Source organism: Micromonospora sp. CNZ295 (assembly GCF_004217535.1).
In genome coordinates, this window is the sequence record NZ_SHKZ01000001.1 from 357,946 (window position 1) to 373,935 (window position 15,990).

12 protein-coding genes are annotated in these 15,990 nt (G+C 74.1%); 6 read left to right on the forward strand and 6 right to left on the reverse strand.

Annotated features, from left to right (window positions below):
- Window positions 1–192 precede the first annotated feature (192 nt).
- The 5 genes from EV376_RS01625 to EV376_RS01645 are packed head-to-tail and all read left to right on the forward strand — an operon-like array spanning window position 193 to window position 7,676.
- Complete coding sequence (locus EV376_RS01625; protein WP_486482852.1) at window positions 193–2,262, forward strand: molybdopterin oxidoreductase family protein; 2,070 nt, start codon at window positions 193–195, stop codon at window positions 2,260–2,262.
- Window positions 2,259–3,698: an FAD-dependent oxidoreductase gene (locus EV376_RS01630; RefSeq protein WP_130320396.1), complete on the forward strand. Its 1,440-nt coding sequence runs from the start codon at window positions 2,259–2,261 to the stop codon at window positions 3,696–3,698. The genes EV376_RS01625 and EV376_RS01630 overlap by 4 nt, the downstream gene beginning before the upstream one ends.
- Window positions 3,695–6,202 (forward strand): nitrite reductase large subunit NirB, encoded by a 2,508-nt coding sequence (gene nirB / locus EV376_RS01635; RefSeq protein ID WP_130320397.1) that lies wholly within the window; start codon window positions 3,695–3,697, stop codon window positions 6,200–6,202. The genes EV376_RS01630 and nirB overlap by 4 nt, the downstream gene beginning before the upstream one ends.
- The gene (gene nirD, locus EV376_RS01640) at window positions 6,199–6,624 is read left to right on the forward strand and encodes a nitrite reductase small subunit NirD (RefSeq protein WP_130320398.1); all 426 of its coding nucleotides are present in this window, start codon (window positions 6,199–6,201) and stop codon (window positions 6,622–6,624) included. Before nirB ends, nirD begins: the two co-directional genes overlap by 4 nt.
- Complete coding sequence (locus EV376_RS01645; RefSeq protein WP_130320399.1) at window positions 6,588–7,676, forward strand: uroporphyrinogen-III synthase; 1,089 nt, start codon at window positions 6,588–6,590, stop codon at window positions 7,674–7,676. The genes nirD and EV376_RS01645 overlap by 37 nt, the downstream gene beginning before the upstream one ends.
- Window positions 7,677–7,752: 76 nt before the next feature.
- On the opposite strand, the gene EV376_RS01650 is transcribed toward EV376_RS01645, so the two are convergent.
- The 4 genes from EV376_RS01650 to EV376_RS01665 form a co-directional block, all read right to left on the reverse strand.
- Window positions 7,753–8,379, reverse strand: a complete 627-nt coding sequence (locus EV376_RS01650; RefSeq protein ID WP_130320400.1) for an ATP/GTP-binding protein — start codon at window positions 8,377–8,379, stop codon at window positions 7,753–7,755.
- Complete coding sequence (locus EV376_RS01655; RefSeq protein ID WP_130320401.1) at window positions 8,360–8,725, reverse strand: DUF742 domain-containing protein; 366 nt, start codon at window positions 8,723–8,725, stop codon at window positions 8,360–8,362. The genes EV376_RS01650 and EV376_RS01655 overlap by 20 nt, the downstream gene beginning before the upstream one ends.
- 87 nt (window positions 8,726–8,812) lie before the next feature.
- The gene (locus EV376_RS01660; RefSeq protein ID WP_030329975.1) at window positions 8,813–9,220 is read right to left on the reverse strand and encodes a roadblock/LC7 domain-containing protein; all 408 of its coding nucleotides are present in this window, start codon (window positions 9,218–9,220) and stop codon (window positions 8,813–8,815) included.
- Entirely contained in the window at window positions 9,217–12,306 is a 3,090-nt protein-coding gene (locus tag EV376_RS01665; protein WP_130320402.1) for a sensor histidine kinase, read from the reverse strand. The genes EV376_RS01660 and EV376_RS01665 overlap by 4 nt, the downstream gene beginning before the upstream one ends.
- Before the next feature lie 430 nt (window positions 12,307–12,736).
- Between EV376_RS01665 and EV376_RS01670 the strand changes: the two genes are divergently transcribed.
- Entirely contained in the window at window positions 12,737–13,918 is a 1,182-nt protein-coding gene (locus EV376_RS01670; protein WP_130320403.1) for an ABC transporter substrate-binding protein, read from the forward strand.
- Window positions 13,919–13,994: 76 nt separating this feature from the next.
- On the opposite strand, the gene EV376_RS01675 is transcribed toward EV376_RS01670, so the two are convergent.
- A complete protein-coding gene (locus EV376_RS01675) occupies window positions 13,995–14,867 on the reverse strand; it encodes an ABC transporter permease (protein ID WP_130320404.1) in 873 nt (290 codons plus the stop codon).
- A gap of 91 nt (window positions 14,868–14,958) precedes the next feature.
- A complete protein-coding gene (locus tag EV376_RS01680) occupies window positions 14,959–15,990 on the reverse strand; it encodes an ABC transporter substrate-binding protein (protein ID WP_130320405.1) in 1,032 nt (343 codons plus the stop codon).

Consider the following 15,990-nt stretch of genomic DNA (forward strand, 5'->3'; position numbering starts at 1 on the left):
ACCGCACCGGTGCGCTGCGCCGGTGCGGTGTGAGTCGCTCTTGACAGGGCCGAAACAAACGGGACCCGGACCGGAAACCGCCTGGCGGCACGCTTCTCGGACATGACAGACGGTGCGCGACCCGCCACGGCACCGGGGCCGCCGCCCCGGGAAGCGGCGACGCACTGCCCGTACTGCGCGCTGCAGTGCGGGATGACGCTGCGCGAGGAGGACGGCCGGGTGGCCGTGCACCCGCGACAGTTCCCCACCAACCGCGGCGGCCTGTGCCAGAAGGGCTGGACCGCCGCCGAGTTGCTCGACCACCCCGAGCGGCTCACTACTCCCCTGCTGCGCGACACGGTCAGCGGCGAGCTGCGCCCGGCCGGCTGGGATGCCGCGCTGGAGCTTGTCGTCGAGCGGATCCGCGCCGTCCAGTCCGGATCCGGCCGGGACGCGGTCGCCGTCTTCGGCGGTGGGGGCCTCACCAACGAGAAGGCGTACGCGCTGGGCAAGTTCGCCCGGGCGGTGCTGCGGACCCGGCACATCGACTACAACGGACGGTTCTGCATGTCGTCCGCCGCGGCGGCCGGGATCCGCGCCTTCGGCGTCGACCGGGGTCTGCCCTTCCCCCTGGCCGACCTGGCCGACGCGGACACCCTGCTGCTGGTCGGGGCGAACCCGGCCGAGACGATGCCCCCGCTGGTGCGCTGGCTCACCGAGCAGCGCCGGCGGGGCGGCAAGCTGATCGTGGTCGACCCCCGGGTCACCGCCACCGCCCGCCAGGCCGACCTGCACCTGCAACCGCTGCCGGGCACGGATCTGGCGGTGGCGAACGCGCTGCTGCACATCGCGCTGACCGAGGGCCTCGTCGACCGGGCCTACGTCGCCGCCCGCACCACCGGCTTCGAGGACGTCCGCCGGGCCGTGGCCGCCTGGTGGCCGGCCCGCGCCGAGGCGCTCTCCGGAGTGCCGGTGGCCGACCTGGAGGCGACGGCCCGGGCGCTGGGCACCGCCGGGCGGGCGGTCATCCTCACCGCTCGCGGCGCCGAGCAGCACGCCAAGGGCGTGGACACGGTCACCGCGTACGTGAACCTGGCGCTCGCCCTCGGCCTGCCCGGTCGCCCCGGTTCCGGGTACGGCTGCCTGACCGGCCAGGGCAACGGGCAGGGCGGGCGGGAGCACGGGCAGAAGGCCGACCAGCTCCCCGGTTACCGGCGGATCGACGATCCCGCCGCCCGGGCGCACGTGGCCGGGGTGTGGGGGGTGCCGGTCCGGGACCTGCCCGGGCCCGGGGTTCCCGCGTACCGGCTGCTCGACTCGCTCGGCACCCCGGACGGGCCGCGCGCGCTGCTGGTCTTCGGCTCCAACCCGGTGGTGTCCGCGCCCCGGGCGGCCCGGGTCGAGGGCCGGCTGCGCGACCTCGACCTGCTGGTGGTCGCCGACTTCCTGCTCTCCGAGACGGCCGCGCTCGCCGACGTGGTGCTGCCGACCGCGCAGTGGGCCGAGGAGGACGGGACGATGACGAATCTGGAGGGCCGGGTGCTGCGCCGCCGCGCGCTGCGCGAGCCGCCACCCGGCGTCCGCACCGATTTGGCGATCCTCGCCGACCTGACGGCCCGCCTGTCCCCGGTGTCAGGAAGGGACCCGGCACGGTCACCCGGCGTTGAGAAGGGCCCCTTCCTCTCATCCGAGCCGCGGCTGGTGTTCGAGGAGCTGCGGCGCGCGTCGGCCGGCGGGACCGCCGACTACGCCGGGATCACCTGGGAGCGGATCGACGCGTACGACGGCGCGTACTGGCCCTGCCCGGATCCCGACGGGCCGGACACGCCCCGCCTGTTCGCCGAGCGCTTCCCCACGCCGGACGGGCGGGCCCGGTTCCACGCCGTCGAGCACCGGCCCGCCGCCGAGGAGGTGTGCGCCGCGTACCCGCTGCACTTCACCACCGGCCGGGTGCTCGCCCAGTACCAGTCCGGTACCCAGACCCGGCGGGTGCCGGCGCTGCGCCGGGCCGCCCCGGAGGCCTTCGTCGAGCTGCACCCCGACCTGGCCCGGCGGCTCGGGGTGGCCGACGGCGAGCCGGTCCGGGTGGTCTCCCGCCGGGGCGAGCTGGTCGCGCCGGCCCGGCTCAGCCCGGCCATCCGCCCGGACACCGTCTTCGCGCCGTTCCACTGGGGCGGCGCCGCCCGCGCCAACTCGGTCACCAACGACGCCGTCGACCCGGTCTCGGGAATGCCGGAATTCAAGATCTGCGCGGTACGCGTGGAGAAGGTGGGGCGGCCGTGACCGAGCGGATCGTGATCGTCGGCAACGGGATGGCCGGCGCCCGGCTCGCCAGTGAGCTGCACGCGCGGGGCGGGGACCGGAAGGTCACCGTGCTCGGGGCCGAGCCGCACCGGGCGTACAACCGGATCATGCTCTCCGCCCTGCTGGCCGGGAAGGTCGGCGAGCCGGACGTGGAGCTCGCCGAGGTCGCCGGCCAGGGCGTCGACCTGCGGACCGGGGTGGCCGCGACGGCGATCGACCGGGCCGAGCGCGTGGTCCGCACCGACGACGGCGACCGAATCCGGTACGACCACCTGGTGCTCGCCACCGGCAGCCGCGCCGTCGTGCCGCCGCTGCCCGGGCTGGACGGCACCGAGCTGCCGGAGCGGGTGGTGCCGTTCCGAACCCTGGACGACTGCCGCCGGATCCTCACCGTCGCCGAGCGGGCCCGCCGCGTCCTCGTGCTCGGCGGTGGGCTACTCGGCCTGGAGGCCGCCCGGGGGCTCGCCGCCCGGGGACTCGACGTGGCCGTGGTGCACCCGGTGCCGTACCTGATGGAACGTCAGCTCGACGCGCCGGGCGCCGCCGTGCTCGCGCGGACGCTCGCCGGCCTCGGCGTGACCACCCACCTGGCGGTCTCCGCCACCGGGGTGGCCGTCGACGCGCACGGCGTCCGCCTCGACCTGGCCGACGGCCGGTCGCTCGACGCCGACCTGCTCGTGCTCTCCTGCGGCGTGCGCCCCGAGACCACGCTCGCGGCGGCCGCCGGCCTGGCGGTCGAGCGCGGCGTCCTCGTCGACGACCGGCTGCGGACCGGCGACCGACGGGTTTCGGCGATCGGCGACTGCGCCCAGCACGACGGCACGCTGACCGGCCTGGTCGCCCCGGCCTGGGCCCAGGCGCGGGTGCTGGCCCAGGTGCTCAGCGGCGAGGACCCGCTGACCCGGTACCGGCCGAGACCGGTGGTGACCCGGCTCAAGGCCGCCGGCATCGACCTGGCCGCGATGGGCGACCCCGGCGGCGACGGGCCCGGCGAGGAGCTGGTCTTCACCGACGCGGCCCGGGGCACGTACGCCCGGCTGCGCATCCGGGACGAGCGGCTGACCGCGGCGATCCTGCTCGGCGACAACCCGGCCGTCGGGACGGTCATCCAGCTGTTCGACCGGGGGCAGCCGGTCCCCGCGGACCGGCGGTCGCTGCTGCTCGGCCGCGCGTTCGGCGCGGCACCGGCCGAACCGGTCGCGACGCCGGCGCTGATGCCGGACGCGGCGACCGTCTGCCAGTGCAACAACGTCAGCAAGGGGGCGCTGGTGGGCTGCTGGCGCGCCGGCGCCCGGACGGTCGACGCGGTGGTGGCGGCGACCCGGGCCGGTACGGGCTGCGGCGGCTGCCGGGACGCGGTCGCCGGGATCGTCGAGTGGCTGTCCGGTGTGGACTCGGTGGAGGTGGGGCGATGAACGGCGGGCGGCTGGTGGTCGTCGGCAACGGCATGGTCGGGCAGCGGTTCGTGGACGCGCTGCGCGCCCGGGACCCGGACGGCCGCTGGCGGGTGACCGTGCTCGGCGAGGAGACCCGGCCGGCGTACGACCGGGTGCGGCTCTCCGCCTTCCTCGCCGGCGCGACCGAGGACGAACTCAACCTGCACACCCCCGACGACGGCGTCGAGCTGCGCCTCGGCGAGCCGGTCGCCGCGATCGACCGGGCAAGGCGCGTGGTGTCGACCGCGGCCGGCGAGTACGCGTACGACGCCCTGGTGCTGGCCACCGGCTCGTCCGCCTTCGTCCCGCCGGTCGAGGGCACGGACCTGCCCGGGGTCTTCGTCTACCGCACCCTCGACGACCTGGCGGCGATCCGCGAGCACGCGCGGGGCCGGCGTACCGGGGCGGTGATCGGCGGTGGCCTGCTCGGGTTGGAGGCGGCGAACGCGCTGCGGCTGCTCGGGCTCGCCACCAGCGTGGTGGAGTTCGCGCCACGGCTGATGCCGGTGCAGGTGGACACGGCCGGCGGCGCGTTGCTCCGCCGGTACGTCGAGGACCTGGGCGTGACCTGCCACCTCGGTGCGGCCACCAGCGCCGTGCGGCCCGGCCCGGACGGCTCGGTGGCCGCGCTGGACCTGACCGACGGCAGCCGGGTGGCGGCCGAGCTCGTCGTCGTCGCGGCCGGCATCCGGTCCCGCGACGAGCTGGCCCGGGCCGCCGGCCTGCCGCTCGGCCCGCGCGGCGGGGTGCTGGTCGACGGCACCTGCCGGAGCGCCGACGAGCGGATCTGGGCGGTCGGCGAGTGCGCGGCGGTCGACGGCACCTGCCACGGCCTGGTCGCACCCGGGTACGCGATGGCCGAGGTGGTGGCCGACCGGCTGGTCGGCGGCGCGGCGACCTTCCCGGGGGCGGACACCGCGACGAAGCTGAAGCTGCTCGGCGTCGACGTGGCCTCGTTCGGCGACGCGCACGGCGCCACCGAGGGCTGCCTCGACGTGACGTTCACCGACCCGGCCACCCGGGTGTACGCGAAGCTGGTCCTCTCCGACGACGCGCGCACGCTGCTCGGCGGCGTGCTGGTCGGCGACGCGAGCGCGTACCCGACCCTGCGCGCCAGCGTCGGCGGGCCGCTGCCCGCCCCGCCGCTGGCGCTGCTCGCCCCGGCCGGGCCGGGCGGCGGGGCGGCCACGCTGCCCGGCGGCGCCCAGGTCTGCTCGTGCAACGCGGTCACCCGCGACGACATCGACGCCGCGATCGGGGGCGGCGCCTGCGACGTGCCGGCGCTCAAGGCGTGCACCCGGGCCGGCACCAGCTGCGGTTCCTGCGTGCCGATGCTCAAGCAACTGCTCGACGCGGCCGGGGTGCGGCAGTCCAGGGCGCTCTGCGAGCACTTCGACGCGAGCCGCCAGGAGTTGTTCGACATCGTCCGGGTGCACGGCATCCGTACCTTCTCCCGGTTGATCAACGAGCACGGCCGGGGGCGGGGCTGCGACATCTGCAAGCCCGCGGTGGCCTCGATCCTGGCCTCCCTCGGCACCGGGCACATCCTCGACGGCGAGCAGGCGTCGCTGCAGGACACCAACGACCACTTCCTGGCCAACCTGCAACGCGACGGGAGCTATTCGGTGGTGCCCCGGATACCGGGCGGCGAGATCACCCCGGAGAAGCTGATCGTGATCGGCGAGGTGGCCCGGGACTTCCGGCTCTACACCAAGATCACCGGTGGGCAGCGGATCGACCTGTTCGGCGCGCGGGTCGAGCAGCTACCGCAGATCTGGCGCCGGCTGGTCGACGCCGGCTTCGAGTCCGGCCACGCGTACGGCAAGGCGCTGCGCACGGTGAAGTCGTGCGTCGGATCGACCTGGTGCCGGTACGGCGTGCAGGACTCGGTCGGGCTGGCCGTCGCGCTGGAACTGCGCTACCGGGGGCTCCGCGCCCCACACAAGATCAAGTCGGCGGTGTCCGGCTGTGCCCGGGAGTGCGCCGAGGCCCGCGGCAAGGACTTCGGCGTCATCGCCACCGAGACCGGCTGGAACCTCTACGTCGGCGGCAACGGCGGCTTCCGGCCCCGGCACGCCGACCTGTTCGCCGCCGACCTGCCCACCGAGGAACTGATCCGGCTGATCGACCGGTTCCTCATGTACTACATCCGCACCGCGGACCGGCTGCAACGCACCGCCGCCTGGATCGAGGCGCTGGACGGCGGCCTGGACCACCTCCGTGCGGTCATCGTCGACGACTCGCTCGGGCTCTGCGCGGAGCTGGACGAGGCGATGGCCCGGCACGTGGCGTCGTACTCGGACGAGTGGCGCGACGTGCTCGACGACCCGGTCCGGCTGCGCCGGTTCGCCTCGTTCGTCAACGCGCCCGACGTGCCCGACCCGTCCATCCGGTTCACGTCGGAGCGCGGCCAGCCGGTCCCCGCACGCCCGGCCGACGGACGGCAGCCGGTGGCGCTGGGGATGCCGGAGGTACGCCGATGAGCACCGCGACCACGGGGGTCGGACGGGCGGGCACCGCGACCCGGCCGGGCTGGACCGTCATCTGTCCGCTGGACCGCCTGGACCCGGACCGGGGCGTGGCGGCGCTGGTCGACGGCGTGCAGGTCGCGCTGTTCCGCACCGCCGGGAGGCTGTTCGTCATCGACAACCGGGACCCGGTCACCGGGGCGTACGTGCTCTCGCGCGGGATCGTCGGCAGCCGCGGCGGGGTGCCGACGGTCGCCTCGCCGCTGCACAAGCAGGTGTACGACCTGCGTACCGGGCACTGCCTGGACCTGCCGGGGGTCGCCGTCCGGCGGCACCAGGCGCGCTGCCGGGGCGGTCTGGTCGAGGTGCGGCTCAGCGGCGGCCGGGAGAGGAGAGGTGGATGCGCGACGAACTGGCCGGCTTCACCATCGGGGTGACCGCCGACCGGCGCCGGGACGAGCTCGCGGCGCTGCTCCAGCGGCGGGGCGCCCGGGTGGTGCTCGCTCCCGCCCTGCGGATCGTCCCGCTCGCCGACGACACCGAGCTGCGCGAGGCGACCCGGGCCTGCCTGGACCGGCCGCCGGACATCCTGATGGCCAACACCGGCATCGGGATGCGCGGCTGGCTGGAGGCCGCCGAGGGCTGGGGGCTGGCCGAGCCGCTGCGCTCGGTGCTGACCGAGGCGTACGTGGTGGCGCGCGGCCCGAAGGCGCGCGGCGCGATCCGCGCCGCCGGCCTGCACGACCAGTGGTCCCCCGCCTCCGAGAGCTGCGACGAGGTGGTCGAGCACCTGCGTCGGCGCGGGGTCGCCGGGCAGGTCATCGCCATGCAGCTGCACGGCGAGCGGCAGCCCGAGTGCACGATGGCGCTGGAGGCCGCCGGGGCGACCGTGATCGAGGTGCCGGTGTACCGGTGGGCCCCGCCGACCGACCCGGCGCCCCTGCACCGGCTGATCGACCTGGTCGCCGGTCGGCTGGTCGACGCGGTGACGTTCACCTCCGCGCCGGCCGCCGAGGCGCTGCTGCGGGCCGCCGGGGACCGCACCGACGCGGTGCTCGACGCCTTCCGCGGCGACGTGCTGGCGAGTTGCGTGGGCGCGGTGACCGCGGAGCCCCTGCTGCGGCGGGGGGTGCCGGTCAGCGCGCCGAACCGGGCGCGGTTGGGTGCCCTGGTCCGCACGATCGTGGACGAGCTGCCCCGCCGTACGGTCACCCTGAAGGTCGCCGGCCACCTGCTCACCCTGCGCGGGCACGCGGCCGTGATCGACGGCGAGCTGCGCCCGCTGGCCCCCGCCCCGATGGCGGTGCTGCGGGCGCTGGCGGCCGCGCCGGGCCGCGTGCTGTCCCGCACGGCCCTGTTGCGGACGTTGCCGCGCGGCGCGGACGAGCACGCGGTGGAGATGGCCGTGGCGCGGCTGCGCGCCGGCCTGAAGGCCCCCCGGGTGGTGCAGACCGTGGTGAAGCGCGGCTACCGCCTGCGCATCGACTGAGGTGTGGGGAAGGGCCCCCGCCCCACGTCTCCGGTAGCGGAAGCGCCCTTCCCAACGCCTGCTGAGCCGCGCGCCCTCAGCCCCCGACCGGCGCCGGGAAGCCCCGGTCGTGCTCGGCCTGCAGGCGCGCCATGGCGTGCTCGACGACCGTCACGAGCACCTGCTTGACCGCGTCCCGCCGGCGCGCGTCGGTGAGTACGAGGGGCACGTGCGCCGGGATGGCGAGCGCCTCGCGTACCTCCTCCAGCTCGTAGTCCGGGGCACCGTCGAACTTGTTGAGCGCCACCACGTACGGCAGCTGGCGGTTCTCGAAGTAGTCCAGCGGCGCGAACGCGTCGGTGATCCGGCGGGTGTCCACCAGGACGGCCGCACCCACCGCACCGCGGATGATCTCGTCCCACATGAACCAGAACCGGGTCTGCCCGGGGGTGCCGAACAGGTACAGGATCAGGTCCTGCGCCATCGTGATCCGGCCGAAGTCCATGGCGACCGTCGTGGTCTCCTTGCCGGGCACCTTGGACGGGTCGTCGATCCCCACGCCGGCCGCGGTCATGACCGCCTCCGTGGTCAGCGGAGTGATCTCGGAGATCGAGCCGACCAGGGTCGTCTTGCCCACGCCGAAGCCGCCCGCGATCACGATCTTCGCGGAGATGATCTCCCGGCTGCGGTTCGCCCCGGCGGGGTCATAGTTCGCGAAGTCCACTTAGCACCCTTCCAAGCAGGTTCATCCGCTCCGCGAAACCCGTAGCGGGAGCGGCGGTGTGTAGCGTCAGCAGGCCCTCGGCCACCATGTCGGCGACCAGCACCCGGGTGACGCCCAGCGGCATCCGGGTGTACGCGGCGATCTCGGCCAGCGATTGCGCCCGGCCCTCGCAGACCGTCGCGATGCGGTGCTTGTCGTGCCCCGCGAAGCGCGACTCGGCCACCGCGGTGGCGCTCGCCGACAGCACCGCCTCCAGGGCGATGTCCTGTCGCGGTTCGGTCCGGCCCCGGGTGACCGCGTACGGGCGCACCAGCTCCCCACGCGGGTCCGCACGCCGTTGTTCCATCCGCAGTCACCTCCCCTCTCCCGAACCGGTGCCGTCGGCCCCGGATCACCTGTACCTGGTCGGCGCCGGCCTGAGCGCCGCACCGGGTTACGAGCGCACCGCGTCCCGGGGCAGCGGCACCAGCGCCGCGCCGACCCGTTCCACCAGGAGTGCCATCTCGTAACCCACCTGACCGACGTCGCAGCTGCGGGCCGCGAGCACGGCCATCGACGACCCGTCGCTGATCGACATCAGGAACAGGTAGCCGCTGTCCATCTCGATGACGGTCTGGAGCACGCCGCCGGCGCTGAACATGCGTGCCGCGCCCTCGGTCAGGCTCACCACACCCGAGGTGATCGCCGCCAGCTGGTCCGCCCGGTCCGCCGGCAGGTCCCGGGAGGAGGCGAGCAACAGCCCGTCGGCGGACACCGCCACGACGTGGGCGATGCCCGCGACGCTGTCGGCGAAGTTGGTGAGCAGCCAACCCATGTCCTGCATGGCCGCTGGCCTGTTCATCGGCTCGTCTCCTTGCTCGAGGTGCTGTTCAGGTCCGTACCGGCCGCCCGCCCGCGCTGCACGCCACGGTGGTAGGCCGACAACAGACCACGGACGTCGTCCGGCGTCCGACGGGTGCGTTCCCGAACGCCCCGGGGCTCGATGCCACCGGGGACCAGCTGCGCCTGCGGAACCCGCTTGGGCAGACCGGAACGGGTGGTGCCGCCGGTGGCCGGCTCCGCGGCCCGGCTGGCCCGGTTCCAGCCCTCGTCGGCGGCGGTACGCCACGAGTCAGCGTCCGCGGCGGTCGCCTCCTGGGGCGCCGCCGGAGGCGTGCTGGAGGTCGCGGCCGGCGCCTCGCGGACAGCTGCCACGGGCGCGCTCGGGGCCGCGGCCGGTGCGGCGTCCGGCGTCGGCGGCGGACTGTACGACGGCGGCGGCTGGGCGGGCGGTGGGGCCGCCGATGTGCCGGGAACCCGGGTGGGCAGCTTGGGCCGGGCCGGAGCGTCCGCCGCCGCGGGACGCTCCGGCGTCGGCTCGCCGAAGTCCGGCCGGGCGAAGATGGCGGTGGCGTCGTTCCCGTGCGACCGGAACCAGACCGCCTCCATCTCCCGGAAGATCGGTGCCTCCGCCGGCAGGTCGACCGGCGGGGTGATCGGTGGGGTGGGCGCGAGCGACGCGGTGGCGGCCAGGTTCGCTCCGAGCCCTCCGGTGTAGCCGCCGCCCGCCGGCGGCACACCGCCGGTCGCGGCGGGCACGGTGCCGCTCGCCGCGGAGGCGTCCGCGGCGGAGGCACGCCGGGGCAGCGGATTCACCGACGGGTACGCCGCGGTGGGCGTCCCGGCGGGACGCCCGTCACCACCGGAGGTCGGCTGCGTCGGCGCCATCCCGGTCAACCCGCCGGCCGGCATCGGCGCGTCCCACCCCTGCACCGTCTCCCGCGCCTGCACCGTCGCGGCGGTGTCCCGGGCCTGCTCCGGCGCCTGCCACGGGACCGGCGGGGCCTGGTCGGTCCGCCACGGGTCGGGCAGGGTGGCGGTCCGCGTCGCACCGGCCAGCGGTTCACCGACGCCGACCGGGGTCTGCTCCACCGCGAGCGGCTGGCGCGGCCGGGTGACCGGCGCCTGCCCGCGGTTGGCGGGCAGCACGACCGTGGCCGTCGGCAGGGTCACCTGGGCGACGGTCCCGCCCTCGACGTTGCGGCGCAGCTCGACCCGGATGCCGTAGCGGGCGGCGAGCCGGCTCACCACGGCGAGGCCCATCAGCCGGAACGCCGCGACGTCGACGCTCGGCGGCTCGGCGAGCCGGCGGTTGAGCGAGTCGAGCTGATCGTCGGAGAGGCCGAGACCGCGGTCCTCGACCTGGATCAGCACGTAGTCGCGGATCCGCCGGCCGTCGGCGACGACGGTGGTGTTCGGCGGCGAGAACCGGGTGGCGTTGTCGAGCAGCTCGGCGACCAGGCGGACCACGTCGTTGACGGCGTGGGCGGCCACCGACACGTCGGTGTCGACCGTCCCGAACTCGATCCGGTTGTACAGCTCCACCTCGGACTGCGCCGCGCGCAGCACGTCCACCAGCAGGGCGTCCTCGCGCCGGGGCACGGCCGAGTCGGCGCCCGCGAGGACCAGCAGGTTCTCGTCGTTGCGCCGCATCCGGGTGGCCAGGTGGTCCAGCTCGAACAGCCGGGCCAGCCGCTTCGGGTCCTCCTCGCCGCGCTCGATCGCGTCCAGTTCGCCGATCATGCGGTCGACCAGCGTCTGACTGCGCCGGGCCAGGTTGAGGAACATCGCCGAGACGCTGGTACGCAGGGCCGCCTGCTCGGCGGCCACCCGGACCGCCTCCCGGTGGACCACGTTGAAGGCGAGGGCGACCTGGCCGACCTCGTCCCGGTTGGCGAGCTTGATCGGGTCCCGTACCTGCCGGACGATCTCGTCGACCCCGCCCTCGCCGACGGTCTCCATGCTCTGCAGCCGGCGCACCGCCTCCGGCAGGTCGTGGTTGGCGACCGCGAGGGCACCCTCGCGCAGCCGGTGCAGCGAGTGGTTCAGCGAGCGGGCCAGCACCACGGCGAGGGTGACCGCGATGACGAGGGTGAGGAGCACCAGCAGCGACTCGATGAGGGCCTGTCGCAGGACGTCCGAGCGGGCCTGCTCGGTCTGCGCGAGCAGCTCGTCCTGCAGGCGGATCTCGGCCCACCGCATCAGGTCGTTCACCGCGCCGATGGCGGTGCTGGCGTCCTTGGCGTTCACGAGCGGCCGCTGCCCGACCGAGCGGGTGATGTCGGCGGCGACCCGGTCGGCCAGCGTGACCGCGTCGCCGGAGACGGTGCTGTCGACCAGCGCGCGCTGCGTCGGGTCGGCCGCGAGCGAGAAGGCGAGCAGCGCCTCCTGCTGGCTGGTCAGGGTCGCCACGAACGAGGAGAACTGCTCCTCGTCGAGCCGGCCGGCGCTGAGCGCCGTGTACGCGACCGCCTCCTCCTCGGCCACCGCCGCCTTGGCCCGGGCGAACGCGGCGACCGCGCGCCGGGCGTCGGCCAGCTGCTCCTCGCCGGGCAGTTGGGCGAGGCCCTCGCCGTAGGCCACCAGGTCGGTCAGGATGACGCCGTAGCGCAGCACCGCCTCGGCGACCGCCATCTGCTTGCGGTCCAGCACCTGCTGCCGGGTCGCGTCGAGCGTCTGGAGGTGGTCGTCGATGGCCGCCAGCCGGTCCCGGACGGCGGTGGGCACGTCGCCGACCCGGTCGCGCTCCTCGATGTACGCCCGCACCCGCTCGTCGGTGCTGCGCACCCGGAGGTTGTACGCGTCGGCGCCCTGCTGCGGCGCCGACAGGTAGCCGGCCGCCGCCATCCGTTCGGCGTGCACGTCCTGGACGAGCGCGGAGACGTCGATGGAGAGCTCGGTGAGCGCCTTGGCCCGCGTCGCGTCGTACGCGCCCTGACCGACCGCCACCAGGCGGACCGAGGCCAGGGCGATGACCGCGGCGACCGGCACGACCAGGATCAGCGCGAGCTTCGAGCGGATCCGGGCGTCCCGGAGCCGGGGCAGCTGCCGGCGCTTCGGGCGGTCAATGTCGCCGCCTGCGGGCAGGGTCGTCGGTCCGGTGCTCACGACATCGCCTCCGTCGTTTCATCCACGCCTGAACCGCCGACCCGTGCCTGGTGCAGCGGAGAACCACGCGCGGCACGGCCGCGATTTCATCAGACGGGATCACGTTTGGGAAGCCGCAGTGGGGTAGGAAACGGTCGGACGGCACGGAACCGATGCGCCGCTCTTTCAATGCCACCAATTACCCAACGCTCTGAACAGGCAATGTAGACAGTCAGTGGCCGGATGAACCCCATCCGTGACCGTTTGCAAACTTTGTGTTACCCCACCATGTGGGATTCGCATCCCGAAACGCCTCTGCACTGCCCGCTTGACCGCAGCGCCCGACATTGGCAAGGTTTTGCAGGCTTTCGCGCACACCGTACGGCAAAGTGTTCGTGCTCCATTCGGGACGAACGGTCCGACGGTTCCCGTGCCGCACCTGGAGGACAAGTTGAGCCCCATCCGCTCCGCAACCGTCGCGGCGCTCGCCTCGGCAGTCCTGGCCACCACTCTCACCGCCTGCCAGTTCGGCGCCGACGAGCAGGACTCCGGCCCCATCGTCATCGCCGCGGACCTCGAACTGTCCGGAGCCGCCGCGGCGGTCGGCCGGGCGTACCAGCGTGCCCTCGAACTCAAGGTCGACCAGCTGAACTCCTCCGGTTCGCTGAACGGCCGGCGCGTCGAACTCAAGGTCAAGGACAACCGCTCCGACGCCAGCGAGTCCCTGCGGAACATCAACGACTTCAGCGGGGATCCGCGGGTCAGCGCGATCATCATGGGTGGCTGCAACGAGTGCGCGGTGGGCGCGGTGAGCACCATCGACGAGCGGCGGGTGCCGACCGTGGCGCTGGCCTCCGCCAGCGCCATCACCAGCCCGGTAGCGCAGCGCCGGTACGTGTTCAAGCTGGCCCCGAACGCGCCCGACAACGCCGCCGCCCTCACCGTCGAACTGCGCCGCGGCGGTGTCCGCGACATCGGCGTGCTGCACAGCGACGACGACTACGGCCGGGAGGGGCTCGCCGCCCTCAAGAGCGCGTTGAGCAAGGTGGACATCGACGTGCAGGCCGTGGAGACGGTCCGGGCCACCGACACCGACGTCACCCGCCAGGTCGCGGCACTGGCCGACGAGAAGCCCGATGCCCTCGTGCTCTGGACGCCGGCGGAGCAGGCGAGCCTCGCCGCCGTGGCCGCGCAGGAGGCCCGCTTCCGGGGCTCGCTCTACCTCGACGCCTCGGCCGCCGGGGACCTCTTCCTCGGCGGTGCGGCGAAGGCCAGCGAGCGCGCCACGCTGGTCTTCACGCAGACCATGGTGATCGACGACATCATCGCCACCACCCCGGCGAAGGCCGCCCGGCGGCAGTGGTTCCAGGACTACACCGCCCGCTTCGGGGGGTACCACGGCTCGTCCTCGTTCGCCGCGGACGCCGTCCAGCTCATCGCCGACGCCGCCCTGCAATCGGGTGGCGAGCCCGGCAAGGCCAACCGGGACGGCATCCGCGACGTGCTGGAAACCTCCCAGATGGACGGTCTCTCCGGCCCGATCCGGATGACCCCGGACAACCACTCGGGTCTCATGCCGCAGGCGCTGACCACCCTGGTCGCCCGCAACGGCCGCTGGCGCCTCGCCAGCTGACCGACCCCGGCCGGCGTCGCCCGGGCCGGGCGACGTCCGGCCGGCCCGGGTCGAGGGCCGGCCGACGTGGCTCAGGTCAGCGAGCCGACGTGGTCGCGCGGACCCAGGGCAGCGCGAGTCGTTCGACAAGGGAGAGCGCCGAGTAGAGCGCGATGCTCATCGCGGCGATCAACACGATCGCCGCCCACGCGGTGGCGGTGTCGCCGACCCCGTTGTACTGCAGGATCTGGAAGCCCAGCCCCGGCTTGTCCGAGTAGAACTCGCCGATCACGGCGCCGATGGCGGCCAGCGGCATCGCCACCTTGAGCCCCACGAAGACCTGCGGCAGCGCGGCCGGGAGGCGCACCTTCCGGAACGACTGCCACCACGAGGCGTTCAGCGACCGGGCCATCTCGGCCAGGTCCCCGGGCGTCGTGGTGAGGCCGGTCGCCGTGGAGAGCACGATCGGGAAGAAGCAGAGCAGGAAAACCATGGTCAGGATCGGCTTCTCGCCCCAGCCGACGGCGACCACGAGCAGCGGGCCGAACGCGATCTTCGGCACCGCGTTGACCGCCACCAGCAGCGGGGCGAACATCCGCTCGACGCGCCGGGACGCGGCCAGCGCCATCCCGATCAGCACCCCGGCAACCGTCGAGATCAGGAATCCGAGCACCGTCATCAGCGTCGTGACGCCCAGGGCTGGTAGCAGCACGTCGCTCGACGCCGTCAGGGAATCCCAGACGGCCTGCGGCGGTGGCAGCGCGGACGGGTGCACGAGACTGAGCCCCGAGGAGACCAGCCACCACAGGGCCAGCGCGATCACCACCCCGAGCAGCGGCAGGCCGACGCTCGCCAGCACCGCCCCGTGCCACCGCCGGGTGGGCGGCGGGCCGGGGACCGTCGTCGCGGCGGGTTCGCCCGCCGCTGCCGGGGGCCGCTGCCCGGCCCGCGTACCGGTCGCCTCGGTCACGGGATTCTCCTCTCCTGCCGGCTGACGGCCGGCACGCGACGGGGGTGCGGCCCGGAGCGTCCCACGGGCCGCACCCCCGACCGGTGGACGATCAGGCCTTCGGCGCGAGGCTGAAGTCGATGATCTGGTCGGGCGTGATGTTCTGCTTGAGCGCGCCGGCGCCCTGCAGGATCGCGATGCTCTTGGCCACCCGGCCGCTGTCCAGCGTGCCGATCTGAGCGCCGCTGTTGTTGGACCGGACGTACCCGGCCATCAGCTCCAGCTCCGCCTTGGCCGCCGCGACGTTCGCCGCATCCACGTTCTTCTTCAGCAGCTCGGCCGCCTCCTGCGGGTTGGTCAGCGAGTACTCCAGGCCCTTCAGCAGGGCGCCGGTGAACCGCTTGACCATGTCCGGGTTCTCCTTGGCGAGCTTCGTGGAGGTGATCAGTACGTTGCCGTAGAGGTCCTGCATGTACTCGCTGTACGGCAGCAGGACCGCCTTCTTCTTGGTCACCGTCTCGATGGTCGGCTGACCCACCACGAACTGCCCGATGCCGTCGACCGCGCCGGAGGCGAGGGTGCCCATCAGCGTCTGCGCCTCACCGTTGACCCAGGTCACCTTGCTCTCGTCGACGCCCGCCAGCTTCGCGTACGTCGGGAAGAGGTTGCGGACCACGGAGCCGGGGGTGTCGGCGAGCTTCTTCCCCTCGAGGTCCTTCGGCGAGGCGATGTTCTTGCCCTCGACCGTGGCAATCGCCGCCATCGTGCGCTGCTGGATCGCGGCCACCGCGACGAAGTCCTTGACCTGGCCGCCGCCGAGCTGGAGCAGACCACCGGTGAGGTCGATCGGGCCGAACTGCGCCTGCCCGCCCACGATGGTCTGGATGACGGCGTTGGTGCCTTGGCCCGGCTTGATCTCGACGTCGAAGCCGGCGTCGCGGAAGAAGCCCTTCTCCTTCGCCACCCAGGCGTAGGAGTCACGGCCGAAGTTGCCGAACGATGTGAGGTAGGTCACCTTCTCCAGTGCCGCACCCTCACCGCCCTTGGCGTCGTCCTCGGCGTCCGAGCCGCTGCTGCAGGCTCCGACCAGGGCCAGGGCGGCGGCCATCGTGGCCGCGGCGACCGTACGGGTCAGCCTTCTCAT